This window comes from Microbacterium aureliae (assembly GCF_054780155.1).
This window is the reverse complement of record NZ_BAAGWW010000002.1, coordinates 175,256-200,278: the sequence shown is the minus strand read 5'-3', so window position 1 is coordinate 200,278 and position 25,023 is coordinate 175,256. Positions and strand designations below refer to the sequence as shown.

Here is a 25,023-nt window from a genome sequence, read left to right as displayed (position 1 = left end):
GGCGCATCGTGTTTCCACGGTGTGACGGGGGCGAGGCGACTCTCGCGCCCGGCGTTCAGTCGGGGTCGGCGAGACCCTGCGCCACGCGCCACACCCGCTCGCGGGTGAACGGCTGGCGGAAGGGGCGGCGCCCGAGCGCGCGGGCGATCGCGTTGCCGATCGCGGGGGCGACGGGGTTGTACGGCGACTCGCTCATCGACTTCGCCCCGAACGGTCCGAGCGCGTCGTGGGTGTCGGCGAAGTACACCTCGGTGTCGGGGACGTCGGCGGACTGCGGCACGCGGTACAGCCGGAAGACGGGGTTGGAGACCGCGCCGCGCTCGTCGACCAGAACCTCTTCGTAGAGCGCGCTGCCGAGGGCCTGCGCCGCCCCGCCCTCGATCTGCCCGCGGCACTGCGCGGGGTTGATGACGAAGCCGGCGTCGGCGGCCTGCACCGACTGCAGCACCCGCACGGATCCGGTCTCGCGCTCGACGGCGACCCGGACGGCGTGGACGTTGAAGGCCAGGCTCCGCCGTTCCGCGCCCTCCTGCCCGTGTGCGGTGAGTCCTTCGGCCGTGGCCTCCGGCGCGGCGGCGACGATCTCTCCCCACCCGACGAGCCGGCCCGCGACCCGCACACCGTCGGGGGTCATCTCGGCGGCGTCGGCGACCCCGCCCGCGATCGCGGCGGCGAGCGACAGCATCCGCTCGCGAAGCGCCTCGCACGCGACGGTGAGCGCCTTGCCGGCGACGACCGTGCCGGCCGAGGCGAACGCGCCGGTGTCGTGCGGCACCGCGTCGGTGTCGGCCGACCGCACGATCACACGATCACCGGATGCCGCGAGCACCGTCGCGGCGATCTGCCGGTGCACGGTCGAGGTGCCGTTGCCGAACTCGGCGGTGCCGACGGCGAGGGCGAACGTGCCGTCGGGGCGGAGCGTGGCCGAGGCGTTCGAGAAGTGGCCGCCGGGCGCGGCGCCCGCGATGAGCGACAGGGCCATCCCCTCGCCGGTGAGCCATCCGGCAGGAGCGGTCACGCCGTTGCCGCGGCGGAGGGCCTGCTCGGCGAGGTCGAGGCACTGGTCCAGGCCGTACGAGCCCCACGTCAGGTCGGGCTCGGGGTGGTCGTCGACGGTCAGCAGCGGATCGCCTTCGCGGACGGCGTTGCGGCGGCGCAGCTCGAACGGGTCGATGCCGAGCCGCTCGGCGAGCATGTCCATCGCCGACTCGACCCCGAGGATCACCTGCCCCAGGCCGTACCCGCGGAAGGCGCCCGAGGGCACCGTGTTGGTGTACACCGCCTCGGCGTCCACCCGCGTGACGGGGCAGCGGTAGACGTTGATCGACTCGGCGACGCTGTGGAAGAGCACCCCGATGCCGTGGTTGCCGTACGCGCCGGTGTTGCTGAGGACATCGATCTTCATCGCCGTCAGGATGCCGTCGGCGCCGGCACCCAGGCTCACCGCCACCCGGAACGGGTGGCGCACCGACGCGCGGCGGAACTCGTCCGTCCGCGAGAACTCGTACGCCACCGGCCGACCGGTGCGCAGCACGGCGAGGGCGACGAGGTCTTCGGCGAAGATCTCCTGCTTGCTGCCGAACCCGCCGCCCAGGCGCGCGGCGAAGACCCGCACGCGGTCGCGGGGCAGGTCGAATAGGTGCGCGAGCTCGTCGCGCGTGAGGAAGGGCACCTGGGTGCTCGCGCGGATGACGAGGCGGCCGTCGTCGTCGAGCCAGCCGATCGCGCCGTGGGTCTCGAGCTGCGCGTGCGCGACACGGCCCGTCCGCCAGGTGCCCGTGACCGACACGGCGCTCGCCGCGAGGGCGGCGTCGGGGTCGCCGCCGCGGCCGGCGTGCAGGCTCGCGACGGTGTTGCGCGAGGCGTCGGCGACGCGGTCGTCCGCGGTGCGGCCCGGATGCAGCAGCGGAGCCCCCGGCATCCGTGCCTCTTCGGGGTCGAACACCGCCGGCAGCGGCTCGTAGCGGACCTCGATGAGGGCGAGGGCGGCGTCGGCGATCTCGGCGGTCTCGGCGACGACGGCCGCCACCCGCTGCCCGACGAACCGCACGACGTCGTCGAGCACGCGGGTGTCGTCGGGGTCGTCGGTGCGGTGCTCGTGCCGGGCGGTCGAGAAGCGGGTGAGCGGCGCGTCGTGATGGGTGAGGACCGCGACGACGCCCGGCAGCGCCCGGGCGGCGGCGGTGTCGATCGCGGCGATGCGGGCGTGGGCGTGCGGCGACCCCAGCACCCGCAGGACGAGCGCGCCGGCGGCCTCGGGGGCGTCGAACGTGAAGGGCTCCAGGCCCTGCACGATCCGCCGCGCGGGCGCCGGCGACACCGAGCCGCCCACGCCCTGCTCGGCTGCCGGTCGCGTCTCGCGCACGGGGCCGAGCACCGATGTCCGGATGGCTTCGCGGATCGGCCGGTACCCGGTGCAGCGGCACAGGTTGCCCTTGATCCGCCGGTCGAGGTCGTCGAGGTCGTCGGCGGTGAACGTGGATGCCGTGACGCTGAGCCCCGGCGTGCAGAACCCGCACTGGAAGCCGAAGCCGTCGATGAGCGCCTGCTGCACGGGGTGCAGGTCCTCACCCGGGGCGAGCCCCGCCGCGGTCGTGACCCGTGCGCCGTCGACGCGCTGCGCGGGGATGATGCAGGAGTGCACGGGCGTGCCGTCCAGCAGCACCGAGCACGCCCCGCAGTCGCCGGCGTCGCACCCCTTCTTGACCTCGGTGTGCCCGTGCTCGCGCAGCAGGGTCCGCAGGCACTGGCCCGGCCGCGGGTCGACCTCGAGAGGCTCGCCGTTGACGTCGAGTCTCATGCGGCGGCTTCCTCGGCGAGTTCCCGGCGGATGCGCTCGGCCAGCACGACGCTCACGCCGCGGCGCCAGTCCGCCGCCCCGAGCGAGTCGGTGAAGTACCCGGATGCCGCGCCCACCGCCTCGGCGAGCGGCACGGCGTCGGGCAGGCCGGCGAAGCGGAGCACGACGGGGCGTTCGACGGCGGCGGTCAGGCCGAACACCGCCGCGCCGTCGGGGTCGACGCGGCCGGTGACGACCGCGCCGGAGCGGCCGAGCTCGGCGAGGGCGATCTTGCGCAGCGCCGCGCGGGCGCGCAGGGCGTGGGCCGGCAGGCGGATGGCGCGCAGCACCTCACCCGCAGCCAGCGCGTTCTCGGCGTTGCCGGTGACGAATTCCGACACCGGCATGTCGACCGTCCCGCCGAAGGGCGTCCAGATCTCGGCGATGCCGTCCAGGGCGACGGCGAACGACGTCATGGAGCCCGCCGGGAAGGCGCGGCACAGGTTGCCCCCGACGGTCGCCGTGCCCCAGATCTTGTACGAGGCGAGCAGGGCGTTGGCGGCATCCGGGATCATCGACACGGCATGCCAGTCCGTCGGCACCGCCTCGGCCCCCCGGCCCTCTGCCCACTCCCGCAGGGTCTGGATCGTGCAGGTCGCCCCGATCCGCAGGCCGTCGGCGGTGATCTCGAGGTCGGGCCACCCGAGCGTCGTCAGGTCGACGAACCCCGTGGTGCCGGGCAGCGGCTCGCTCATCAGCCACGTGCCGCCGGCGAGGAACACCTCGCCCGGGGCCAGGTCGAGGTCTTCGCGCGTGCGGGCGCGGCGGAAGCGGGTGACGCTCGTGATGTCCATGCCGTCAGAGCCTCTCGGCCAGTTCGCGAGACGCCGCGGCCACATCGCGCGCGAGCAGCGCCTCGTCGGCGGTCGTGAGCGCACCGTCCGCCACGACGGCGCGGCCGCCGACGAACAGCCGCTTCAGCGGGGGCAGCGCCCCGAGCCCGAGGGCCGCGACCGGGTCGAGGATGCCGGCGTGCTCGACCCCGTCGACCCGCCACACGGCGATGTCGGCGAGCTTGCCCACCTCGAGCGAGCCGAGCTCCTCGTGGCGGCCGAGTACGCGGGCGCCGCCCATGGTCCCCATGCGCAGGCCGTCGCGCACGCTCATCGAGTCCGAGCCGGTGCGCAGCCGGTTCATCAGCACCGCCTGCCTCACCTCGACGCCCAGCTGCCCCGATTCGTTGGATGCCGCGCCGTCGACGCCGAGCGCGACCGGGACCCCGGCGTCGAGCATCGCGCGCACCGGCGCGATCCCGGCCGCGAGCCGCGCGTTGGACGAGGGGCAGTGGGCGACGCCGGTTCCGGTCGCGGCGTAGCGGGCGATCGCCGGGTCGTCCAGGTGCACGGCGTGCGCCATCCACACGTCGTCGCCGAGCCACCCCAGCTCCTCGAGGTACTGCGTGGGCGTGCGGCCCATATGTTCCAGGCAGTATGCGTCCTCTTCGACGGTCTCGGACGCATGGGTGTGCAGGCGCACGTCGAGCGCGCGCGCGAGGACCGCCGCCTCGCGCAGCAGGTCGGCGGTCACCGAGAACGGCGAGCACGGCGCGATGGCGACGCGCACCATCGCGTCGCGGGACGGGTCGTGCCAGCGCTCGACCGCGGCCTGCGAGGCGGCGAGGGCAGCCTCGGTCGTCTCGACGGCGAAGTCCGGCGGCAGTCCACCCTGCGAGGCGCCGAGGTCCATGGACCCGCGCGTGGCGTGCAGGCGCACCCCGACCGTGGCGGCCGATTCGACGAGGGCGCCGACGATGTCGCCCGACCCCTTCGGGAAGATGTAGTGGTGGTCGCCGACGGTCGTGCAGCCCGAGCGGGCGAGCACGGCCATCGCAGCGGCCGCCCCGGCCCCGGTCAGCCGCGCGTCGATCTGCGACCACAGCGGATAGAGCGAGGTCAGCCAGTCGAACAGGATCGAGTCCTGCGCGTACCCGCGCGTGAGCCACTGGTACAGGTGGTGGTGCGTGTTGATCAGGCCGGGGGTGACCAGGCAGCCGCGCGCGTCGACGACCTCAGCGCCCTCCCGCAGCGCGGCGGGGGCGGGGCCTGCGCCGACCGCGACGATCGCTCCGTCCTCGATCACCACATGGCCGCCGTCGAACTCGGTGCCGTGGGCGTCCACGGTGGCGACGTAGCCGTTCTCGATGAGGGTTCGGGTCACGCGGGCTCTCCTGCGGGCGAGGGGGACGGAAGCGGCATGGCGCAGGACGGGGGTGCCGGGATGCCGGCATCCGGCCCCTCGCCGAAGGCGTGACGGGCGCCGCGCTCGGGGGTCGCTCCGTCGCGGCGGTGGAGGGCCCCGGTGCGCTCGCGAAGGGGCAGGCCGGAGCCGCCGTGGCGCGAGGCGACGATCTCGGCGAGCACCGACAGCGCCGTCTCGGCGGGGGCGGAGCCGGCGAGGTCCAGGCCGAGGGGGGAGTGCAGGCGCGCGAGGTCCACGTCGTCGACGCCCGCCTCGCGCAGCAGCGCGGCGCGGTGGGCGACCGTGCGGCGCGCGCCCATCGCGCCGACGAACCCGATCGGCATCGCCAGCGCCTGGCGGAGCGCGGGGATGTCGAGGCGCTCGTCATGGGTGAGCACGCACACGGCGGTCCGCGCGTCGACGGCGTCATGGGCGAGAGCGGCGAGGTATTCGTGCGGCAGCGCCACGACGAGCTCGTCGGCGTCGGGGAAGCGCGCGGGGGTGACGAGCGTCTGCCACGCGTCGCACACCGTGACCGCGAAGCCCGCGGCGGCCCCGACGCGGCAGAGCGCCGCGGCGTGCTCGCCGGCGCCCAGGATGATCAGGCGCGGGCGCGGCGCGTGCGAGAGCAGCAGCACCGGCTGCCCGCGGTACGCGTCCGCCAGCAGTGCGTCGTCGCGGACGGCGATGACGCGGGCGACGACGGCCGCTGCGGCTGCATCGAGCTGCGCGGTCAGATCGTCGAGGGCGACAGGGGTGCCGGCATCCGCCCCCGTCGCGATCAGCGCGAGCGTGCACGCGCGGTCGACGGCCGCGCGCTCGAGGGCGTCGGCGACGAGCGCGTCGTCGGGGTCGATCCGGTACGCCAGCACGTCTACCTCGCCGCCGCACGCGAGTCCCGCCGCGAACGCCTGGTCGTCGCTGAAGCCGAACCGGCTGCGCTTGGCGACCCCCGTCGCCAGCGCGGAGTGGGCCAGGACGATCGCGTCGCTCTCGACGCAGCCGCCCGAGATCGAGCCGATGACTGCGCCGTCGGCGGTGACCGCCATCGTGGCGCCGACCCCGCGGGGGGCGCTGCGGGCGACGCCGGTGACCGTCACCGCCGCGACCGGAACCCCGGCGCGCAGCAGGGGCAGCAGGTCGCGGGCCAACTCGAGCACGCACTCACGCTAACCCCCCGATGTTTCCGGCGCACTACGCCGCCGACGGGCGCCCGAGGCACTAGGGTGACGGCCATGCGCGCGTGCGGACTGGTCCTCGCCGCGGGCGCCGGCACCCGCTACGGCGGGCCGAAGGGCCTCGCCCGCACAGGCGACGACGATCCGTGGGTCGCGCGGGCGGTGCGGATGCTGCGGTCCGCCGGCTGCGCCGACGTGCGGGTCGCCGTCGGAGCCCGGGCCGAAGACGTCGCCGCGCTCGTCCCCGCCGGCGCCGAGACCGTGGCCGTGGCCGACTGGGCGGAGGGTCTCGGCGCGACCCTGCGCGCGGGGCTCGCCGCGGTGCCGGACGATGCGGACGTCGTCGTGATCACCCCCGTCGACACCCCGGACGCGCCGGCGACGGCGGTCGCGCGCATCCTCGCCGCGGCCGCGCGCGACCCGCGCCACGCGCTCGTGCAGGCCGTGTACCGGGGACGCCCCGGCCACCCCGTGGCGATCGGCCGTGCCCACGCCGGACCCCTCGCCGCCGCGGCATCCCACGATCGCGGGGCGCGGCCCTACCTCGTCGCGCACGGGGTCGTCGAGGTCGAGTGCGCCGACCTGTGGCCGGGTGAGGACGTGGACACCCGCGGCTGAGGCCGCGGCTCCCTGCCCCTCTTGCGGGCTTCTCCTCCGTTCGCCGACGGCCGGCGGAGGAGATGTCGCCGAGGGGAGGGCCGAACCGCGGATTCCGGACCTCCCTTGCCCGACATCCCCTCCCCTCGCCGACGGTGAGCGGAGGACCGGGGCGCGCGGCGCGGGATCTGCGAGCGGATGCCGGTGCCCGCTGCGAGATCCACGGGTCGGATGCCGGCCCGCGGCAGACCGCGGCTCAGCCGCCGATGACGACGTTGAGGGGCGGCTCTCCGGCCCGCATCCGCTCGATCTGCTGCCGCACGAGGCGCGCGATGCGCGGCCGCATCGCCGACGAGGCGCCGCCGACGTGCGGGGCGATGAGGGCTCCGTCGAGGCTCCACAGCGGGTGGTCGGCGGGCAGCGGCTCGGGGTCGGTGACATCCAGTGCGGCTCGCACGCGGCCGCGGCGCAGGTGGTCGACGAGGGCGTCGGTGTCGATGAGCGACCCGCGGCCGACGTTGACCACGAGCGCGCAGTCGGGAAGCGCCGACAGGAACGCGTCGTCGACGATGTGCCGCGTGGACGCGCCGCCGGGAAGCGACACGATGACGATCTCGGCATCGCCCAGCAGCCCGGGCAGCTCGTCGACGCCGTGCACCGGCATCCCGTCTTCGTCACGCGCGCGGGACGCGACCGCCGTCAGCTCGACCTCGAAGGGCGCCAGGCGCGCGGCGATGGCCTTGCCCACGCCGCCGTAGCCGAGCAGCAGCACGCGGCGGTCGGCGAGGCTCTCGGCGAATTCCGGTGCCCAGCGGCCCTCGGTCTGCGCGCGCACGAACGCGGGCAGGCGCCGCTGCGCGGCGAGCGTCAGGGCGACGGCGAGCTCGGCGGTGGAGGTCTCGTGCACCGAGGCGGCGTTGGCGAAGACGTGTCCGGCGGGCAGGTGCTGCTCGATGCCCTCGTACCCGATCGACTGGCTCTGCACGAGCCGGGTGCGCACCCCCTCGAGCCGGGGCAGCACGACGCTCGCGCTCATATACGGCGGTACGACGATGTCGATCTGATCGCGCGGGGCGGGCCCGTCCATCGCCCATTCGATGACCTCGACGTCGTCGGGCAGGCCCGTCAGATCGGCGGCGAGCTGCGCGCGGGGAACGGACACGACGAGAGAGCGGATGCCGGTGGTCACCGTTCCACGCTACCCGCGCCTCCGCGCTCGTGTCGGCGCGCTGACCCCAGCCGTCGCCTACGTGGCGCTACGCTCGCCCCGACGACACCGGTCGGGCATCAGGAGGGGTCATGCAGGTTCCCGAGATCAACTACTGGGCGGTCATCCTCGCGACGTTGTCGACCATGGTCGTCGGCACGCTCTGGTACTCGCCGAAGGTGTTCGGCACCCGCTGGGCGACGCTGGCGAAGGTCGACATGGACCGGCCCGGCGCGACGGCCCTGTGGCCGATCATCACCACCGTGATCGTGAGCTTCATCTCGGCGTGGGTGCTCGCCGGCTCGACGTTCATCGCCTGGCACTTCTACGGCGGCGGCTACCTGCTCGCCGCGCTCGGGACGGCGGTGATCCTGTGGGCGGGCTTCACCGCGGCCCGCATCATCACTCACGACGCCTTCGAGGGCCGACCGACGACCCTGACCGTGCTGAACATCGCGCACGAGGTCGTGACGGTCGTGGTGATGGCGCTCATCATCGGCCTGTGGCCGCCCGCCGGAACGGTCTGATCCGAACGGTGCCGCTCAGGCCGCGGCGCCGACGACCGCGGCGACGGCCGCGGTGAAGAAGCTCAGTCCGTCCACTCCCGAGCGCGTGGCCGCGGGGGTGTCGGGGCCGAAGCCCGCCTCGACAGCGTGCTCGGGGTGCGGCATGAGGCCCACGACGTTGCCGGCCTCGTTGGTGAGCCCGGCGATGTCGTCCAGCGATCCGTTGGGGTTCACGCCGACGTAGCGGAAGGCCACCAGGCCCTCGCCCTCGACGCGCTCGAGCGTCTCGGCGCTGCAGATGTAGCCGCCGTCGGCGTTCTTCAGCGGGATGACGATCTCCTGCCCCCGCTTGAACCGGTTCGTCCACGCCGTGTCCGCGTTCTCGACCCGCAGGCGCTGGTCGCGGCGGATGAACTGCTGGTGGGCGTTGCGGATGAGGCCGCCCGGCAGCAGGTGCGCCTCGACCAGCATCTGGAAGCCGTTGCAGATTCCGAGGATCGGCATGCCCTTGGCCGCGGCATCCTTCACCTCGCTCATGATCGGCGCGAGGGCGGCGATCGCTCCGGCGCGCAGGTAGTCGCCGTAGCTGAAGCCGCCGGGCAGCACGAGGGCGTCGACGCCCTCGAGGTCGTGCGACCCGTGCCACAGCGCGACCGGCTCGGCCCCGGCCAGCCGGATCGCGCGCTGGGCGTCGCGGTCGTCGAGCGAGCCGGGGAAGGTGATGACGCCGACGCGGACGGTCACTCGACCACCTCGACGCCCACGACGTCCTCGATGACCGAGTTCGACAGGATCTCGTCGGCGACCTTGCGCGCCGAGGCGAGAACGGCCTCGTCGACCTCGCCCTCGACGGTGAGCTCGAAGCGCTTGCCGATCCGCACTGCCGAGAAGTCCTGGATGCCCAGGCGCGAGAGGGCCCCCGAGACCGCTTTGCCCTGGGGGTCCAGCAGCTCGGCCTTGGGCATGACGTCGACGACGATGGTGGGCATGACGAGCTCCAGATATCGCGGGCAGGGTCGGCCCAAGTCTACGTGGCGGGCTCCGGCGCCGTAGTCGTGTGTCGTGACACAACCGTGATGGATGCCGTGGGAGCGCTCCCTTGACAGTGTCCACGCGGATCACGTACCTTGTCTCCAGGCCGTGAGAGCGCTCCCAAGCTTGACGGCGAACCCGAGTACCCTTCCGTTACACACACAAAGGAGTGACAGTGAAATCACGTGCCTTCCGTCGGAGCGCCGCGGCCGTCGCCGCATTCTCCGCCACCGCGATCGTCCTCGCCGGCTGCTCGAACGCCGGCAGCGGGGGCGAGGGTTCCGCCGACGGCGACATCACGCTGACGGTGGCGACCTTCAACGACTTCGGCTACACCGACGAGCTCTTCCAGGAGTACATGGACGAGAACCCGAACGTCACGATCGTCCACAACCGCGCCGCCGAGTCCGGCGATGCGCGCGCCAACTACTTCCAGAAGCTCGGCAAGGGCGGCCTGGCCGACATCGAAGCCGTCGAGATCGACTGGTTCGCCGAGGCGATGCAGTACTCCGACCTGCTGGCCGAGGCTCCCGACAGCGTCAAGGGCCGCTGGCTCGACTGGAAGGAAGCGGCCGCCACCGACGCCGACGGCCGTCTGGTCGGCTTCGGCACCGACATCGGCCCGCAGGCCATCTGCTACCGCGCCGACCTGTTCGAGGCCGCCGGCCTGCCCAGCGACCGCGAGGGCGTGGCCGAGCTGTTCGACGGCGACTGGGAGAACTACCTCGATGTCGCCGACCAGTACCGCGAGGCCACCGGCAAGCCGATGATCGACTCGGCCAACTCGGTGCTCCAGGGCATCTTCAACCAGATCGAGTACACCTACACCGAAGAGGACGGCACCGTCATCGCCACCTCGAACCCCGAGGTCCAGGACGCCTACAACCTCGTCATCGAGCGCGCCGTCCCCAACTCGGCCTACTCGGGCCAGTGGTCCGACGACTGGTTCGCCTCGATGGCCAACGGCGAGTTCGCCACGATGCTCTGCCCCGGCTGGATGCTGGGCGTCATCTCGGGCACCGCGCCCGAGGTCACCGGGTGGGACATCGCCGATGTCTTCCCCAACGGCGGCGGCAACTGGGGCGGGTCGTACCTGACCGTGCCGGCGGACGGTGAGAACGTCGAGGCGGCTCTCGAGCTCGCCGACTGGCTGACCGCTCCCGAGCAGCAGATGAAGGCGTTCGCGAACGCCGGCACCTTCCCGAGCCAGCTCGACGCCCTCGAGAGCGAAGAGCTCAACAGCGCCACCAACGAGTACTTCAACGACGCGCCCACCGGTGAGATCCTCTCGAGCCGTGCCGCCGCGGTGTCGGTCACGCCCTACAAGGACGCCGACTACTTCAAGTACCACGACGCGCTGCAGAACGCCGTGAACCGCGTGTTCGACGGTCTCGCGGACCCCGAGTCCTCGTGGAACACCTGGGTCTCCGAGGTCGAGGCCTTCTGATCCGACGGCGGGTGCGGGCCCCCGGGTCCGCACCCGCCTCATCCCCCCACCGACCGGAGACCACCGTGACCGCCACCGAAACGCGCCCGTCAGCCAGCCCGGCGCCGTCGACGAAGACGGCGCGCCCCGTCCGCGTCCTCTCGTTCAGCCAGCGGCTGAGCAAGTGGGACCTGAAGTTCTCGCCCTACCTCTACATCTCGCCGTTCTTCATCATGTTCGCGATCGTGGGGCTGTTCCCCATCGTGTTCACGGCGATCATCTCGTTCCAGGAATGGGACCTCGTCCGCAACTCCGGTGAGTTCGTCGGCGTGGACCAGTACAGCTGGATCCTCGCGAACCCGCAGTTCTGGACCGCGCTTCGCAACACCTTCAGCATCTTCCTGCTCTCGAGTGTCCCGCAGCTGATCGCGGCGATCATCATCGCCGCCCTGCTGGACCGCAACATCCGCGCCAAGACGTTCTGGCGGATGAGCGTACTGATCCCCTTCGTCATGGCCCCCGTGGCCGTCGCCCTCATCTTCAGCAACATGTTCGGCGACAACTTCGGCCTGGTGAACAACCTGCTGCGCGACTGGTTCGGCTTCACGATCCCGTGGCACAAGGACCCGTTCTGGAGCCATGTCGCCATCGCCACGATGGTGAACTTCCGCTGGACCGGCTACAACACCCTGATCCTGCTCGCCGCCATGCAGGCGATCCCGCGCGACTACTACGAGGCCGCGACCGTGGACGGCGCCGGAGCGGTGCGCCAGTTCTTCAGCATCACCGTGCCGTCCCTCAAAGCCACGCTGATCTTCGTCATCATCACCTCGACGATCGGCGGGCTGCAGATCTTCGACGAGCCGCGCATGTTCGACAACACCGGCGAGGGCGGCCCCGCCCAGCAGTGGCTGACGATCACGCTGTTCCTCTACAACATCGGCTGGGGCGAGTCGAACTTCGGCCGCGCAGCAGCGCTGGCCTGGATCCTCTTCGTCATCATCCTGATCATCGGCCTGATCAATCTGCTCGTCACGCGGTCCCTCGTGCGCGACGAAGGCCCCCGAACTCCCAAGCCCGGCAGGAAGGCACGACGCTCATGAGCACGTCCACCGCACCGCGCCAGACCGCACGGCCCGCGCGCACCCGCACCCGCACCACGCGCATCAAGGGCCAGCGCGCCGGCTTCTGGGTCTACGCCGGGCTCGCCGTCGTCCTCGTCGGCTCGGTCTTCCCGTTCTACTGGTCGTTCCTCATCGGCTCGGGGGATGCCTCGACCATCAACGACCCCGACATGTCGTGGCTGCCCGGCGGGAACTTCCTCGCCAACGCCGCCTCGGTCCTCAACGACCCGGCCGTCAACTTCTGGCGGGCGCTGTGGAACTCGATCTTCAGCTCCGCGGTCATCGCGATCTCGGTCGTCGCCTTCTCGACCCTCGCCGGGTGGGCGTTCGCGAAGCTCCGCTTCCGCGGCTCCGGACCGCTCCTGGTGTTCGTGGTGGCGACGATGGCCGTCCCGATGCAGCTCGGCGTCGTGCCGCTCTACATCCTGTTCAGCGACCTCGGCTGGACCGGCAACATCGGCGCGATCATCATCCCCGCCCTCACCAGCGCGTTCGGCGTGTTCTGGATGACGCAGTACCTGCGCCAGGCGGTGCCGGACGAGCTCATCGAGGCCGCGCGCGTCGACGGGGCGAACTCCTTCCGCACCTTTACCACCATCGGGCTCGTCGCCGCCCGCCCGGCGGCGGCGATGCTGGGACTGTTCACCTTCGTCACGGCCTGGAACAACTTCTTCTGGCCGTTCATCGTGCTCGACCGCCGCGACCCCACCCTGCCGGTGGCGCTGTCGCTGCTGCAGTCGAACTACTTCGTGGACTACTCCGTGGTGCTGGCCGGCGTGCTGCTGGCCACCATCCCGCTGCTGATCCTGTTCGTCTTCGCCGGCAAGCAGCTGGTCAGCGGGATCATGGCCGGCGCGGTCAAGGGATGACCCCCGGCGCCCCCGCGTCCTCGACGACCTCCTTCACCCCCAGGACAGAGATGCTCATCACGCCCAGCCAGAAGCTGCAGACCCAGGCCGCCCCCGACACCCGCGCGTTCCCCCCGAACTTCCTGTTCGGGGCGGCCACCGCCGCCTTCCAGATCGAGGGCGCGGCGCTCGAGGACGGGCGCCGGGACTCGATCTGGGACGCGTTCTGCCGCGTGCCGGACGCCGTGATCAACGCCGACAACGGCGACGTCGCGTGCGACCACTACCACCGGTATCGCGACGACGTGGCGCTCATGAAGGACATGGGGCTGCAGACGTATCGCTTCTCGACCTCGTGGGCCCGCGTGCGCCCGGACGGCGGCCCCGTCAACCAGGCCGGGGTGGACTTCTACCGACGTCTGGTCGACGAGCTGCTGGATGCCGGCATCCTGCCGTGGCTGACGCTGTATCACTGGGACCTGCCGCAGGCGCTTCAGGATGCCGGCGGGTGGGCGAACCGCGACACCGCCGAGCAGTTCACCGAGTACGCGATGTCGATGCACGACGCCCTGGGCGACCGGGTGAGCGTGTGGACGACCCTCAACGAGCCGTGGTGCTCGTCGTTCCTCAGCTACACCGCCGGCGTCCACGCCCCCGGCCACTACAGCGTGGAAGAGGGTCTGCTGGCCTCGCACCACCTGATGCTCGGGCACGGTCAGGTCATCCGCGAGCTGCGCCGCCGCGACTCGTCGCTGAACCTCGGCATCACCCTCAACCTCACCGTCGCCGACGCGGTCGACCCGGCCGATGCCGCCGACCGCGACGCCGCGCGTCGTATCGACGGGCAGTTCAACCGCTGGTTCCTCGACCCCATCTTCCGCGGCGAGTACCCCGCCGACATCGTCGAAGACATCCGGAAGGTGGATGCCGGCGCCGCCGGCGCGTTCGAGCAGGCGGTGCGCCCCGGCGACCTCGAGGCGATCTCGACGCCCATCGACTCCCTCGGGGTGAACTACTACCACGGCGAGTTCGTCGGCGGGCACGCGCCCGCGGTGCCGCCGGTTCCCGGCGAGGCGCCCACCGCCCGCCCCGGGCGGTCGCCCTTCCCCTCGCACGACGGCATCTTCTGGCACGACCGCGGCCTGCCCCGCACGCCCATGCAGTGGGAGGTGCAGCCCGAAGGCCTCACGCGCCTGCTCGGCCGGGTGTGGAAGGAGTACGCCCAGCCCGCGGAGACCGTGCTGTACGTCACCGAAAACGGCGCGGCGTACGACGACGAGCCGGTCGTCGAGGACGGCGAAGTGCGCGTGCACGACGCTGAGCGCGTCGCGTTCGTCCGTGCGCACCTGGGTGCCATCCTCGATGCGCAGGATGCCGGCGTCGACGTGCGCGGCTACTTCTACTGGTCGCTGCTGGACAACTTCGAATGGGCGTGGGGCTATGAGAAGCGGTTCGGCATCGTCCGGGTCGACTACGACACCCAGGAGCGCACCGTCAAGGATTCCGGTCTGGAGTATCGCCGCGTCATCTCGCGTCGCTCGCTCGACGGGTGAGGACGGCGGCCGTAGCGTAGGTATCCGATGATCACCGACACGATTCGCGCGAGCGTCACCATCGAGCAGGTGGCGGCGGCCGCCGGCGTCTCCCGCTCCACGGTGTCCCGTGTGGTCAACGGCTCGACCGCCGTCAGCCCCGAGGCCCTGGAGTCCGTGCGGCGCGCCATCGCCGACCTCAACTACGTGCCGAACCGTGCGGCGAGGTCGCTGGCGAGCCGCCAGACGCACGCGATCGCCCTCGTCGTGCCCGAGGACACCACGCGGTTCTTCGGCGACCCGTTCTTCGCGGCGATCGTCTCGGGGATCAATGCCGGGCTCGGCCGCACCGACTACGTCCTCAACCTGTTCATCGCCAGCGATGACCCGGGCGACAAGACCACGAGCTACCTGCGTTCCGGGGCCGTGGACGGCGCCATCGTCGTCTCGCATCACACCAGCGACACCTTCATCGAGCGCATCGCCGACGTCCTGCCGGTCGTCTACGGCGGTCGCCCGGTCCGCGCCCGGGACGAGGACTACTACGTCGACGTCGACAACGTGCTCGGCGGCCGCGAGGCCACCGAGTACCTGATCGAGCGCGGCTTCACCCGGATCGCCACGATCACCGGGCCGGCCGACATGCCCGCCGCCATCGACCGGCTCGACGGCTTCCGCGCCGCGCTCGCCGCCGCGGACCTCGAGCCCGTGGCGATCGAGGACGGCAACTTCACCGCCGACGGCGGCGCGAGCGCGATGCGCCGCATCCTGGCGAGCGGCGAGCGGCCCGACGCGATCTTCGTCGCCAGCGACCTGATGGCGCGGGGCGTCCTGGTCACGCTCGGCGCGGCCGGCATCCGCGTGCCCGAGGACATCGCGATCATCGGCTTCGACGACTCGCCCGTCGCCACCACCGTCACTCCGCGACTGACCACCATGCGGCAGCCCTCGCTGACGCAGGGCGAGACGATGGCGAAGGTCCTCGTCGACCTGCTCGCCGGGCGCAAGCCGAAGCACGCGACGATCCTCGACACCGAGCTGATCGTCCGCGACAGTGCTTGATACGACAGTGCTTGATACGACAGTGCTTGATACGACGGCGCCTGTTCAGACGAGCGCCTGACATCGACGGATGCCGGGGGCACCAGCATCCGTCGACATCACCGCCGCGTCAGTGACGCGGGCCGTCCTCGGGGTCGCCGCCGAGCGGACCCACCGCGGGGATCGGACCGCCGTCGTCGGCTCCGGTCTGCCGCCACCTCGCGACGGCGTTGCCCAGGTGGTAGATGACCAGCGCCGCGGCGGACCCGAGGACGATCGCGCCGAGCTCGAACTGTCCCCACTGCATGGTGAACCCGGCGATCGCGATGACGAGCGCCACGGCGCCGGTGTACTGGTTGACGGGGCGTGAGAAGTCCACGCGGTTGTCGACCCAGATCTTGATGCCGATGATGCCGATCAGGCCGTAGAGCGCCGTCGTGACGCCGCCGAGGACGCCGGCGGGGATGGAGTTGAACAGCGCGCCGACCTTGGGCGACAGCGCCAGCAGGATCGCGACGGCGCCGGCGACCCAATACGCCGCCGTGGAGTACACGCGCGTGGCGGCCATGACGCCGATGTTCTCGCCGTACGTCGTGGTGCCCGACCCGCCGAAGAAGCCGGCGAGGGTCGTGGCCGCGCCGTCGGCGATCAGTGCGCGCCCGGTGTAGCGGTTGACCGACGCGTCGGTCATCGTCGCGACCCCGCGCACGTGCCCGACGTTCTCGGCGATGAGCACGAGCACGACCGGCAGGAACATCGCGATGACCGACCACGTGCCGGGCGAGGCGAAGTCGGCCACCTGGAACTCCGGCAGGCCGACCCAGGCCGCCTCGCCGACGGCGGTGAAGTCGACATCGCCCACCAGCAGCGCGACGACGTACCCGACGATCACGCCGAGGAAGATCGAGATGCGGCCGAGGAAGCCGCGGAACAGCACGCTGAACAGGATCACCGACGCCAGCGTGATCGTCGCGACGACGGGCGACTGCTCGAAGTTCGACCACGCGACCGGTGCGAGGTTGAAGCCGATGAGGGCCACGATCGAGCCCGCGACGACCGGGGGCATCAGGCGGTCGATCCAGCCGAGCCCGGCGAACTGCACCACGAAGCCGACCGCGGCCAGCAGCACGCCGACGGCGACGATGCCCGCGAGGGCGGACCCCATCCCCGCGGATGCCGTCGCCGCCGTCACCGGGGCGATGAACGCGAACGACGACCCCAGGTAGCTGGGCAGGCGGTTGCGTGTGATCAGCAGGAACAGCAGCGTCCCGATGCCCGAGAACAGCAGCGTCGTCGCCACCGGGAAGCCGGTGAGCACCGGCACGAGGAAGGTCGCCCCGAACATCGCGATGACGTGCTGGGCGCCGATGGCGATCGTGGCGGGCCAGTTCAGCCGCTCGTCGGGGCGGACGACCTGACCGCGTTCGACGGTCCGGCCGTTGCCGTGCAGGGTCCACAGGGGCATGCGCGCTCCTTGCGCTCGAAGGGCCGGGCCGCGCGTCGCGGCCCGGGGAATCGGGGGGTTCAGTCGACGGTGAGCCGGTCGATCAGCTCGCGGTAGCGGGCGGCGGTGCGCTCGACGATGTCGGCGGGCAGGGCGGGGGGCGTCCCCTGCTTGTCCCAGTTCGCCGCCAGCCAGTCGCGGACGATCTGCTTGTCGAAGCTCGCCATGCGCTCGGCGGGGGTCTGGCCGGTCGCCCAGCGGGCGGCATCCCAGTACCGCGACGAGTCGCTGGTGAGCACCTCGTCGGCGAGGGTCATGACGCCCGCGTCGTCGAGGCCGAATTCGAACTTCGTGTCGGCGAGGATCAGGCCGTGCCCCTCGGCGACGCGGGCCGCGCGGGCGTAGATCTCCAGCGACAGGTCGCGCAGCAGGGTCGCGCGCTCGGCGCCGACGAGCTCGATCGACTGCTCGAACGTGATGTTCTCGTCGTGCTCGCCGAGCGGCGCCTTGTAGGCCGGGGTGTAGATGGGCTCGGGCAGCCGGTCGCCGTCGCCGAGGCCCGACGGAAGCGCGATGCCGCACACAGTCCCGTGCTCGCGGTACTCCACCCATCCGGAGCCCGTGAGGTAGCCGCGCACCACGCACTCGATCGGCTGCATGTCCAGGCGCCGCACGAGCATCGCGCGGTCCGCCACGGCGGCGGGCGGCCGGCCGCCCGGCACGAGATGGTTCGGGATGCCGTGGCCGCCGTCCCCGCCCGCGAGCTGGTCGAACCACCACATGCTCAGACGCGTCAGCAGGGCGCCCTTGCCGGGGATGCCGGGCTCGAGCACATGGTCGAATGCGCTCACGCGGTCGCTCGCCACCACCAGCATCCCGTCGCCGTCGGCGGAGCCGTCGACGGGCTCGTACAGGTCGCGGACCTTGCCGGAATAGACGTGCCGCCAGCCGGGCAGCTCGAGCGGGGAGGCGGGGGGAGCGGATGCCGTCACCCGGCCATTATCGCGCCCGGGCGGCCCGCGCCCGTCACACACGTGTGGCCGGGCGGCGGCGTGGGCCAAGATGGGCGCATGAGCCGCATCCATGTCCGTGATTTCCACGGCGACGACCTCGACGAAGTGGTCCGGCTGTGGGGCGAGAGCACGCGCGACCCCGATGCCGTGGTGTACTCCCTGGCCGAGGTCATCGCGTCTTGCCACGAGGACCACGCCGTCGTCGCCACCGCCGACGAGCGACTCGTCGGGGTCATCGTCGGCCGCGCCGCGCACGCCCAGGGCTGGATCGTGTTCTTCGCCGTCTCACCCGACGCCGACGCCGAGCACGTCGGCGCCTCGCTGCTGGACGCCATCGAGCGTCGCATGGCGCCGCTGGGTCTGGCGAAGCTGTCGATCCTGGTCGCCGAGGATGACTCGCCCCTGGGCGCCCTCACCGTCAACGGCTTCGAGCAGCCGCATCCGCTTCGCTATCTCGAACGACGGATGCCGGTGCAGCGGCGCGAGGTGGATCTGCTGAAGGAGCTCGGCGGCCGCATCCTGCCCCGGCATCTGTGGGAGAACGTCAGCGGCATGAGCGAAGAGAAGCGCCTGCTCGAGGAGCGCCTGGTCACCCCGCTCGCCCGTCCCGACCTCGCCGACCGGTTCGGGGTCGTGCCGCCGAAGGCCGTCATGCTCTTCGGCCCGCCCGGAACCGGCAAGACCACGTTCGCCAAGGCCGTGGCCTCGCGCCTGGACTGGCCGTTCGTCGAGCTGTTCCCCTCGCGCCTCGCCGACGCCGGCGGCGGACTCGCCGGCGCGCTGCGCCAGACCTTCGACGTGATCGGAGACCTCGAGCACGCGGTGGTGTTCATCGACGAGGTCGAAGAGATCGCGTCGCGGCGCCGCGGCGACCCGCCCTCGCCCACGCAGGGCGTCACCAACGAGCTGCTGAAGCTCGTGGCGGAGTTCCGCGAGACCGAGGGACGCCTGCTGATCTGCGCGACCAACTTCGTGCGGGCGCTGGATGCCGCGTTCCTGCGTCACGGCAGGTTCGACTACGTGCTGCCGATCGGGCTGCCCGACGCCGCCGCGCGCCGCGCGATCTGGCTGCGGTACGTCCCGCCCGAGGTCGCGGACCGGATCGACCTGGATTCCCTCGTCGCCGCGAGCGACGGCCTCACCCCCGCCGACATCGAGTACGCCACGCGGCGCGCGTCGCAGCAGGCGCTCGCGCAGGCCCTGCGCGGCGACCACGACGCCCAGGCCGCCGAGGAGCTCACGACCGAGCGCTACCGCGACGCCCTGGGCGCCACGCGCGCCACCGTGTCGGACGAGGCGGTCCAGGACTTCCTGGTCGACATCGAGTCCTTCGCCCGGCTGTAGTCCGGCGCCCAGGGGATGTCGGGGAAGGGAGTACGGGATCGGGGGTTTCGGTCCTCCCACGGACGACATCCCCTCCCGTCGCCGTCGGCGGGCGGAGGATGACCCGGATGCCGGTGGCCCGGGCGGTCCGCCGCGGGTCGGGCGTCAGCGCTCGACGACGCGCGCGGCGATGTCGGTGCGGTGCTGGCCGCCCTCGAGGCCGATGTGCGACAGCGCGCGATAGGTGCGCTCCCGCGCCTCGGCGAAGGTCGTGCCGAGCCCGACGACGTTGAGGACGCGGCCACCCGTCGCCACCAGCTGCCCGTCCTGCTCCGCGGTGGCCGCGTGGGCCAGGTGGACGCCCTCGACGGCGGCAGCGGCATCCAGCCCCGACAGCGGCCGCCCTGTGATCGGGGTCGACGGGTATCCCTCGCTCGCGAGCACCACCGTCACTGCGACGGCCTCGGCGAAGGCGGGGCGCTCGCGGTCCTCGAGGTGGCCCGAGGCGGCCGCGAGGAGCAGCTCCGACAGCGGGTCCACGAGCCGCGGCAGCACCACCTGCGTCTCGGGGTCGCCGAAGCGGGCGTTGAACTCGATGACCTTGACGCCCGACGGGGTGAGGATGAGGCCGGCGTAGAGCAGTCCGATGAAGGGCGTGCCCTCGGCATCCAGCTGACGGATGACGGGCTGGGCGACCTCGCGCGTGACGAGGTCGACGAAGGCGTCCTCGCCGCCGAACTTCTCGAGCAGCCACGGCAGCGGCGAGTAGGCGCCCATGCCGCCGGTGTTGGGGCCGGAGTCGCCGTCGCCCAGGCGCTTGAAGTCCTGCGCGGGGCTGAGGGGCAGCACGCGGTCGCCGTCGGACAGGAAGAACAGCGACACCTCGGGGCCGGACAGGAACTCCTCGATGAGCACGGGCCCCGCCGGCAGGTACTGCTCGCCGTGCGCGATCGCCGCGGCGCGGTCGTCGGTGACGATGACGCCCTTGCCGGCGGCGAGCCCGTCGGCCTTGACGACGTACGGCGACCCGAGGTCGTCGAGGGCGGCTTCGAGCTCGTCGCGGGTGCGGGCGCGGACGGCGCGGCCGGTGGGAACCCCGGCGGCCTCCATGATGCGCTTCGCGAACGCCTTGGACCCTTCGAGCTGCGCGGCGGCCTTGCCCGGACCGAACACCGGGATGCCGCGCCCGCGCAGCGCGTCGGCGACACCCGCGACGAGGGGTGCCTCGGGGCCGATGACGACCAGGTCGACGTTCTCGGTGTTGGCGAAGGTGGTGACGGCGACCGGATCGTTCATGTCCAGGTCGACGAGCGTCGCGTCGCGCCCGATCCCGGCGTTGCCGGGAGCGGCGAGGATCACGTGCCCGGCCTCTTCCGAGCGCAGGGCGAGGATGATGGCGTGCTCTCGCGCGCCCGAGCCGAGGACCAGGATCTTCACCCTGCCCAGCCTAGCGAGGCGCGCTCCCGCGTACCGTGGGTGCATGCCCGCTCGCAGGATCCTGGTCGACGACGGCCGCGCCGCGCTCGCCGCCGTGCGGGGCGCCGCCGAGCCCGCTCGCACCGACCTCGCCACGGCCGTGCGGTATCTGCTGCAGCTGCTCGCCGAGAAGGCGCCGGGTCGCAGCGTCGAGGTGCGCGTGCCGCCCTTCGGGGCCGTGCAGGTGATCGAGGGTCCGCGCCACACGCGCGGCACGCCCCCGAACGTCGTCGAGACCGACCCCGCCACGTGGATCGCGCTCGCCCTCGGCGATGAGAAGTGGGCGGATGCTGCATCCGCCGGTCGCATCCTCGCGTCGGGCACCCGAGCCGACGTCTCGCACCTGCTGCCGCTGCGCCCCTGATTCGCCCGCGAATCCCCGCCGCGGCCGCCCTGCGCGGTGGGACAATTGCCCCATGGCAGGCGTACGCAGTGCCGCGGCCGGCGGGCCCGATCCCTCGGAGCACGACCACATCGTCGATGACGAGGTGGTCTCGGTCGTCGTGCGGCGCTCGCCGAGGTACGGGCGCTTCCTGCTGCTGGGCATCGTCTCGGGCCTGGTGGTGGCAGGCATCCTGACCGCCATCGCGGCGGCGACCGGCGACCCGGGCGGACCGCTCAGCACCGGGGCGTCGGGCTTCTTGCGCGTCTTCGGCGCGCTCGCCGCGGTGTGCGTCGGGGCTGGGCTGTTCCTGTTCGGGATGCTGGCGATCGTGCTGGACCGCATGATCGGGCGCCGGCAGCGCGCCGAGATCGCCGAGCGGGCAACGGTGCTCACCGACGACCTGACCTCACCGGTCAGCGACGACCCGCCGCGCTGGGTCGACGAGCAGGCCGACCGCTGATCGCCGGTGGTCAGTGCTGAGCGCCGCGGTGCCCGGCGGCGCCGGGCCGTACGCGCGCGGGGATAATGGACGGCATGACCGTCAACCCCGGTGACCGGCGCGAGCGCGTGAGCGTGCGCCGTGCGCCCAAGATCTCGGTGTTCCTCGTCGCCGGCGCGGGCGTCGGCATCCTCGCCGCCCTCATCCTGACCTTCGCGTTCGCCGGCTCCACCGAGGCGAGCCCGAACACGGGCCTGGAGTACACCCCGGGGCAGGTCTTCGGGTTCCTCGCGCTGATCGGCATCGCCGTCGGACTCGCTGCCGGCGCCGCGGTCGCCCTCGTCTTCGACCGTCTTTCGCGCCGCAAGACGCGTGAGGTCACCGTCGAGCACGCCTCGATCCAGATCGACGAGTGATCCTCACGCCAGCTCGGCGATGATCGGGTGGATCGCGGCGTCGAAGGCCGCGATGTCACCCCGCAGCCCGTCGGTGACGGCGACCGTGAGGGAGCCGATCCACCACACCCCGCGCTGCGTCAGCGGCAGCACCTGGACGTTGAGTTCGAAGGAGTGCGCGCGCCGCCCCACCTGCCGTTCGTGCTCGGCGATCGCGCTGGCGTACGCGCGATAGGCGACGCCGGAGCCGGCATCCCGGACATAACGGGCGTGCGCCGACTGGGCGAACGCGACCGCCTCGGACGCGTGGGGCTCGATCGCCGCCCGCAGCAGGTCCGAGCCCTCGATGGGCAGGGCGACCATCGTCTCGAAGCCGTCGACGAGGTCCAGCGGCACCGGCGACGGGTGCGCCTGCGGCTCCACCGTCATCGCCCAGTACTCGCGCCACTGCCGCTCGAGCAGGTCGTGGTCCTCGTCGCGGGGGGCGTCGACCGCGCGCGGCGGGATCCCCCGCAGCAGCGGAAGCTCGTCGGGGGACCGGATGCCGAGCACCTGCCGCAGATAGAGCGCGACCAGCACCGGCTGACCCGCGTCCTCGCGGATCAGCCATTCCGGGGTTCCGGCGCCCGCCATGCCGCAATTGTAGGTGGCAGGCGGCGTCCGGCGACCGCTCCTCCCCAGCGTCGTGTCGGCGGCGGGTCCTCCCCAGTCCGCGGAGTGGGCGCGTTCGCGCGGTCCTCGCCCGACACGATGAGCGGATGCCGGACCTCACGCCCCTGCAGAAGCGGATCGCCGCCCTCGTGACCGCCGTGGCCGACGCGGGCGGGGTGGCCCGCGCCGCGACCCTGTGCGAGGGCGGGCACTCGGAGCGGACGATCGCCGCCGCCGTGCTCACGGGTCGTGTCCAACGGATCCGGAGGCGGTGGATCGCGACGGCGGATGCGGACGCAGCCCTCGTCGCCGTCGCGCGGGCTGGCGTGCTCCTCACGTGCGTGACCCAGGCGAAGCGGCTGGCGCTGTGGGATCCCGCCGCCGACACGTCGTGGCATGTGGCGGCGCCGCCGCACGCCGGGCGGGTCGCGGTGCCGAAGGGCACGCACGTGCACCGCGCGGCACCGGTGGTGGCCCGGCCGCCCGGCGATCTGGTCGATCCGATCGAGAACGTCCTCGCGCGGATCGCGGAGTGCCGGCCGCACGAAGAGGCGCTGACGATCTGGGAGTCCGCGCTGAACAAGAAGCTCGTCGAGCGGCGTACGCTCGCGCGCCTCGACCTCTCGCCGCGCGCTCGCGCCGTGCTCGAGGTGGCGACCCCGTGGTCGGATTCCGGACTCGAGACGATCGTCGTCCCGCGGCTGCGCTGGCTGGGGGTGCGGATCCTTCCGCAGGTCTGGATCGACGGCCACCGCGTGGACTTCCTCATCGGCGAGCGCCTCGCGCTGCAGATCGACGGCGGCCACCACGTCGGCGCCCAGCGGGACGAGGACAACCGCCACGATGCGGCCCTCATGCTCGCGGGATATCACGTGATCCGTGTCGGGTACCGCCAGGTCGTCGACGACTGGCCCGCCGTGCAGCACCTCATCATGGTCGCGGTGGCCGAGGGTCTGCACCTCGCGCCCGTGGCCTGACCGCCGCAGCCACCGGCCCGCGCCGGGCCACCGGCATCCGTCATGCCCACCTCCCCCTCCGCGTCCTCCCGTCGCCGTCGGGCAGGGGAGGGGATGTCGGGCAAGGGAGGACCGGATCCGCCGAATCCGTCCGCGTTTCGGCGACATCCCCTCCCCTCGGCGACGGCGAGCGGAGGATCGCGCGCCCGCAGGCCATCCCACGGCCAAGACAAGAACGGATGCCGCGAACCCCGCCTTCCGCAACCCCGGCGAAGGCGCGACCCGCCGGCCGGTAGGCTGTCCGGGTGGGATCCCCATCAGAAACTCCTGCGAACCCCTATGCCGCGGCCGGGGTGGACACCGCCGCCGGCGACCTCGCCGTCGAGCTGATGAAGTCCGCCGTGCGGCGCACGCATGGCCCCGAGGTGCTCGGGGGAGTGGGCGGCTTCGCCGGGCTCTTCGATGCCACGGCCCTGCGTGCGTACACGAAGCCCCTGCTGGCCACCAGCACCGACGGCGTGGGCACGAAGGTCGCGATAGCGCAGGCGATCGACAAGCACGACACGATCGGGCAGGACCTCGTCGGCATGGTGGTCGACGACATCGTCGTGGTGGGGGCGAAGCCGCTCTTCATGACGGACTACATCGCGTGCGGCAAGGTCTTCCCGCAGCGCATCGCCGACATCGTGCGCGGCATCGCCGAGGGCTGCGCCGCGACCGGCACCGCCCTCGTCGGCGGCGAGACCGCCGAGCACCCGGGGCTCCTGGGCATCAACGACTACGACGTCGCGGGCGCCGCCACCGGCGTCGTCGAGGCCGACAAGGTGCTGGGCGCCGAGCGTGTTCGCGCAGGCGACGTCGTGCTCGCCCTCGCCTCGAGCGGCCTGCACGCCAACGGCTACTCGCTCGTGCGCCACATCATCGCCGGCGCCGGGGTCTCTTACGGCAGCCGCGCCGCCGACCTCGGCACGACGTGGGGCGAAGCGCTCCTCGAGCCGACCCGCCTGTACACCAGTCCGCTCCTGCAGCTGGTCGCCGACACCGGTGACGCCGTCCACGCCCTCAGCCATGTCACCGGCGGCGGCATCGCCGCGAACCTCGCGCGCGTGCTCCCGCAGGGCTCGTGGGTCGAGGTCGACCGCTCGACGTGGTCGCCCGCGCCCGTCTTCCGGGTCCTCGCCGACCTCGGCGGGATCGACCTCGGCGCCACCGAGGGCACATGGAACCTCGGCATCGGGTTCCTCGCCGTGGTGGATGCCGCAACGGCCGAGGCCGCGGCATCCGCTCTCTCGGCAGCGGGCATCGAGACCTGGCAGGTCGGCGTGGTGCGGGACGGCGCGCTGCCCGAGGGCGAGTTCGAACAGGGCGCCAAGGGCGTCGACGGCGGGGCGGTCCGCCTGGTCGGTTCCTATCAAGACGGAGCGAAGTAACAC

At 72.4% G+C, this 25,023-nt stretch carries 24 protein-coding genes; 13 read left to right on the top strand and 11 right to left on the bottom strand.

The genetic code is table 11. The features are described from left to right. Window positions 1-55: 55 nt before the first annotated feature. From ACYVF4_RS06910 to ACYVF4_RS06895, 4 genes are read right to left on the bottom strand one after another with little or no spacing between them, the layout of a single operon-like run. Window positions 56-2,800: a molybdopterin-dependent oxidoreductase gene (locus ACYVF4_RS06910; protein ID WP_460721114.1), complete on the bottom strand. Its 2,745-nt coding sequence runs from the start codon at window positions 2,798-2,800 to the stop codon at window positions 56-58. Continuing rightward, window positions 2,797-3,633, bottom strand: coding sequence for an FAD binding domain-containing protein (locus tag ACYVF4_RS06905; RefSeq protein WP_460721112.1), 837 nt, complete (start codon window positions 3,631-3,633; stop codon window positions 2,797-2,799). Before ACYVF4_RS06905 ends, ACYVF4_RS06910 begins: the two co-directional genes overlap by 4 nt. Window positions 3,634-3,637: 4 nt before the next feature. After that, window positions 3,638-4,996 (bottom strand): 8-oxoguanine deaminase, encoded by a 1,359-nt coding sequence (locus tag ACYVF4_RS06900; protein ID WP_460721110.1) that lies wholly within the window; start codon window positions 4,994-4,996, stop codon window positions 3,638-3,640. Beyond that, window positions 4,993-6,177, bottom strand: coding sequence for an XdhC family protein (locus ACYVF4_RS06895; protein ID WP_460721108.1), 1,185 nt, complete (start codon window positions 6,175-6,177; stop codon window positions 4,993-4,995). The genes ACYVF4_RS06900 and ACYVF4_RS06895 overlap by 4 nt, the downstream gene beginning before the upstream one ends. A gap of 75 nt (window positions 6,178-6,252) precedes the next feature. On the opposite strand from ACYVF4_RS06895, the gene ACYVF4_RS06890 reads away from it, so the two are divergent. Continuing rightward, window positions 6,253-6,813 (top strand): nucleotidyltransferase family protein, encoded by a 561-nt coding sequence (locus ACYVF4_RS06890; RefSeq protein ID WP_460721106.1) that lies wholly within the window; start codon window positions 6,253-6,255, stop codon window positions 6,811-6,813. Window positions 6,814-7,048: 235 nt separating this feature from the next. Here the strand turns inward: ACYVF4_RS06890 and ACYVF4_RS06885 are convergent, their stop codons facing one another. Continuing rightward, the gene (locus ACYVF4_RS06885; RefSeq protein WP_460721104.1) at window positions 7,049-7,981 is read right to left on the bottom strand and encodes a 2-hydroxyacid dehydrogenase; all 933 of its coding nucleotides are present in this window, start codon (window positions 7,979-7,981) and stop codon (window positions 7,049-7,051) included. A 110-nt stretch (window positions 7,982-8,091) separates the two neighbouring features. On the opposite strand from ACYVF4_RS06885, the gene ACYVF4_RS06880 reads away from it, so the two are divergent. Then, on the top strand, window positions 8,092-8,526 hold the full coding sequence (locus tag ACYVF4_RS06880; RefSeq protein WP_460721102.1) for a DUF1761 domain-containing protein: 435 nt from the start codon (window positions 8,092-8,094) through the stop codon (window positions 8,524-8,526). 15 nt (window positions 8,527-8,541) lie between these two features. On the opposite strand, the gene purQ is transcribed toward ACYVF4_RS06880, so the two are convergent. Both purQ and purS read right to left on the bottom strand, forming a co-directional pair. Then, window positions 8,542-9,249, bottom strand: a complete 708-nt coding sequence (gene purQ / locus ACYVF4_RS06875) for a phosphoribosylformylglycinamidine synthase subunit PurQ (RefSeq protein WP_460721100.1) — start codon at window positions 9,247-9,249, stop codon at window positions 8,542-8,544. Then, window positions 9,246-9,494, bottom strand: a complete 249-nt coding sequence (gene purS, locus ACYVF4_RS06870) for a phosphoribosylformylglycinamidine synthase subunit PurS (RefSeq protein ID WP_460721098.1) — start codon at window positions 9,492-9,494, stop codon at window positions 9,246-9,248. The genes purQ and purS overlap by 4 nt, the downstream gene beginning before the upstream one ends. A gap of 218 nt (window positions 9,495-9,712) precedes the next feature. On the opposite strand from purS, the gene ACYVF4_RS06865 reads away from it, so the two are divergent. From ACYVF4_RS06865 to ACYVF4_RS06845, 5 genes are all read left to right on the top strand, one after another. After that, window positions 9,713-10,984 (top strand): ABC transporter substrate-binding protein, encoded by a 1,272-nt coding sequence (locus ACYVF4_RS06865; protein ID WP_460721096.1) that lies wholly within the window; start codon window positions 9,713-9,715, stop codon window positions 10,982-10,984. 65 nt (window positions 10,985-11,049) lie between these two features. Continuing rightward, window positions 11,050-12,066 carry a carbohydrate ABC transporter permease gene (locus ACYVF4_RS06860; protein ID WP_460721094.1) on the top strand — a complete coding sequence of 339 codons (1,017 nt, stop codon included), beginning with the start codon at window positions 11,050-11,052 and terminating at the stop codon, window positions 12,064-12,066. Further along, the gene (locus tag ACYVF4_RS06855) at window positions 12,063-12,956 is read left to right on the top strand and encodes a carbohydrate ABC transporter permease (RefSeq protein ID WP_460721092.1); all 894 of its coding nucleotides are present in this window, start codon (window positions 12,063-12,065) and stop codon (window positions 12,954-12,956) included. The genes ACYVF4_RS06860 and ACYVF4_RS06855 overlap by 4 nt, the downstream gene beginning before the upstream one ends. Before the next feature lie 50 nt (window positions 12,957-13,006). After that, window positions 13,007-14,488, top strand: coding sequence for a glycoside hydrolase family 1 protein (locus ACYVF4_RS06850; protein ID WP_460721090.1), 1,482 nt, complete (start codon window positions 13,007-13,009; stop codon window positions 14,486-14,488). A 27-nt stretch (window positions 14,489-14,515) separates the two neighbouring features. Next, window positions 14,516-15,529, top strand: a complete 1,014-nt coding sequence (locus tag ACYVF4_RS06845) for a LacI family DNA-binding transcriptional regulator (RefSeq protein ID WP_460721088.1) — start codon at window positions 14,516-14,518, stop codon at window positions 15,527-15,529. A gap of 109 nt (window positions 15,530-15,638) precedes the next feature. Here ACYVF4_RS06845 and ACYVF4_RS06840 read toward each other — a convergent pair whose 3' ends face one another. Continuing rightward, window positions 15,639-16,973 (bottom strand): uracil-xanthine permease family protein, encoded by a 1,335-nt coding sequence (locus ACYVF4_RS06840; RefSeq protein ID WP_460721086.1) that lies wholly within the window; start codon window positions 16,971-16,973, stop codon window positions 15,639-15,641. 59 nt (window positions 16,974-17,032) lie between these two features. Beyond that, on the bottom strand, window positions 17,033-17,944 hold the full coding sequence (locus ACYVF4_RS06835; protein ID WP_460721084.1) for a phosphoribosylaminoimidazolesuccinocarboxamide synthase: 912 nt from the start codon (window positions 17,942-17,944) through the stop codon (window positions 17,033-17,035). A 78-nt stretch (window positions 17,945-18,022) separates the two neighbouring features. Here ACYVF4_RS06835 and ACYVF4_RS06830 point away from each other — a divergent pair, with 78 nt between their 5' ends. Beyond that, on the top strand, window positions 18,023-19,309 hold the full coding sequence (locus ACYVF4_RS06830; RefSeq protein WP_460721082.1) for an ATP-binding protein: 1,287 nt from the start codon (window positions 18,023-18,025) through the stop codon (window positions 19,307-19,309). Between the two features lie 144 nt (window positions 19,310-19,453). On the opposite strand, the gene purD is transcribed toward ACYVF4_RS06830, so the two are convergent. Beyond that, window positions 19,454-20,725: a phosphoribosylamine--glycine ligase gene (gene purD, locus ACYVF4_RS06825; RefSeq protein WP_460721080.1), complete on the bottom strand. Its 1,272-nt coding sequence runs from the start codon at window positions 20,723-20,725 to the stop codon at window positions 19,454-19,456. A 43-nt stretch (window positions 20,726-20,768) separates the two neighbouring features. On the opposite strand from purD, the gene ACYVF4_RS06820 reads away from it, so the two are divergent. The 3 genes from ACYVF4_RS06820 to ACYVF4_RS06810 all read left to right on the top strand — a co-directional run bounded on the left by ACYVF4_RS06820 (window position 20,769) and on the right by ACYVF4_RS06810 (window position 22,004). Continuing rightward, window positions 20,769-21,128: a sterol carrier family protein gene (locus tag ACYVF4_RS06820; protein ID WP_460721078.1), complete on the top strand. Its 360-nt coding sequence runs from the start codon at window positions 20,769-20,771 to the stop codon at window positions 21,126-21,128. Between the two features lie 52 nt (window positions 21,129-21,180). Further along, a complete protein-coding gene (locus tag ACYVF4_RS06815; protein WP_460721076.1) occupies window positions 21,181-21,609 on the top strand; it encodes a hypothetical protein in 429 nt (142 codons plus the stop codon). A 74-nt stretch (window positions 21,610-21,683) separates the two neighbouring features. Further along, complete coding sequence (locus ACYVF4_RS06810) at window positions 21,684-22,004, top strand: potassium transporter Trk (protein ID WP_460721074.1); 321 nt, start codon at window positions 21,684-21,686, stop codon at window positions 22,002-22,004. A 3-nt stretch (window positions 22,005-22,007) separates the two neighbouring features. Here the strand turns inward: ACYVF4_RS06810 and ACYVF4_RS06805 are convergent, their stop codons facing one another. Continuing rightward, on the bottom strand, window positions 22,008-22,616 hold the full coding sequence (locus ACYVF4_RS06805; RefSeq protein ID WP_460721072.1) for a zinc-binding alcohol dehydrogenase: 609 nt from the start codon (window positions 22,614-22,616) through the stop codon (window positions 22,008-22,010). A 125-nt stretch (window positions 22,617-22,741) separates the two neighbouring features. On the opposite strand from ACYVF4_RS06805, the gene ACYVF4_RS06800 reads away from it, so the two are divergent. Continuing rightward, window positions 22,742-23,611: an endonuclease domain-containing protein gene (locus ACYVF4_RS06800; RefSeq protein ID WP_460721070.1), complete on the top strand. Its 870-nt coding sequence runs from the start codon at window positions 22,742-22,744 to the stop codon at window positions 23,609-23,611. A 284-nt stretch (window positions 23,612-23,895) separates the two neighbouring features. Beyond that, window positions 23,896-25,020 (top strand): phosphoribosylformylglycinamidine cyclo-ligase, encoded by a 1,125-nt coding sequence (gene purM, locus ACYVF4_RS06795; protein WP_460721068.1) that lies wholly within the window; start codon window positions 23,896-23,898, stop codon window positions 25,018-25,020. The last annotated feature ends 3 nt before the right edge of the window (window positions 25,021-25,023 follow it).

Coding starts and splice junctions, on each gene's coding strand:
- ACYVF4_RS06910 (WP_460721114.1), bottom strand. CDS start 2,800: ATGAGACTCGACGTCAACGGCGAGCCTCTCGAGGTCGACCCGCGGCCG.
- ACYVF4_RS06905 (WP_460721112.1), bottom strand. CDS start 3,633: ATGGACATCACGAGCGTCACCCGCTTCCGCCGCGCCCGCACGCGCGAA.
- ACYVF4_RS06890 (WP_460721106.1), top strand. CDS start 6,253: ATGCGCGCGTGCGGACTGGTCCTCGCCGCGGGCGCCGGCACCCGCTAC.
- ACYVF4_RS06880 (WP_460721102.1), top strand. CDS start 8,092: ATGCAGGTTCCCGAGATCAACTACTGGGCGGTCATCCTCGCGACGTTG.
- purS (WP_460721098.1), bottom strand. CDS start 9,494: ATGCCCACCATCGTCGTCGACGTCATGCCCAAGGCCGAGCTGCTGGAC.
- ACYVF4_RS06855 (WP_460721092.1), top strand. CDS start 12,063: ATGAGCACGTCCACCGCACCGCGCCAGACCGCACGGCCCGCGCGCACC.
- ACYVF4_RS06850 (WP_460721090.1), top strand. CDS start 13,007: ATGCTCATCACGCCCAGCCAGAAGCTGCAGACCCAGGCCGCCCCCGAC.
- ACYVF4_RS06845 (WP_460721088.1), top strand. CDS start 14,516: ATGATCACCGACACGATTCGCGCGAGCGTCACCATCGAGCAGGTGGCG.
- ACYVF4_RS06840 (WP_460721086.1), bottom strand. CDS start 16,973: ATGCCCCTGTGGACCCTGCACGGCAACGGCCGGACCGTCGAACGCGGT.
- ACYVF4_RS06830 (WP_460721082.1), top strand. CDS start 18,023: ATGAGCCGCATCCATGTCCGTGATTTCCACGGCGACGACCTCGACGAA.
- ACYVF4_RS06820 (WP_460721078.1), top strand. CDS start 20,769: ATGCCCGCTCGCAGGATCCTGGTCGACGACGGCCGCGCCGCGCTCGCC.
- ACYVF4_RS06815 (WP_460721076.1), top strand. CDS start 21,181: ATGGCAGGCGTACGCAGTGCCGCGGCCGGCGGGCCCGATCCCTCGGAG.
- ACYVF4_RS06810 (WP_460721074.1), top strand. CDS start 21,684: ATGACCGTCAACCCCGGTGACCGGCGCGAGCGCGTGAGCGTGCGCCGT.
- ACYVF4_RS06805 (WP_460721072.1), bottom strand. CDS start 22,616: ATGGCGGGCGCCGGAACCCCGGAATGGCTGATCCGCGAGGACGCGGGT.
- ACYVF4_RS06800 (WP_460721070.1), top strand. CDS start 22,742: ATGCCGGACCTCACGCCCCTGCAGAAGCGGATCGCCGCCCTCGTGACC.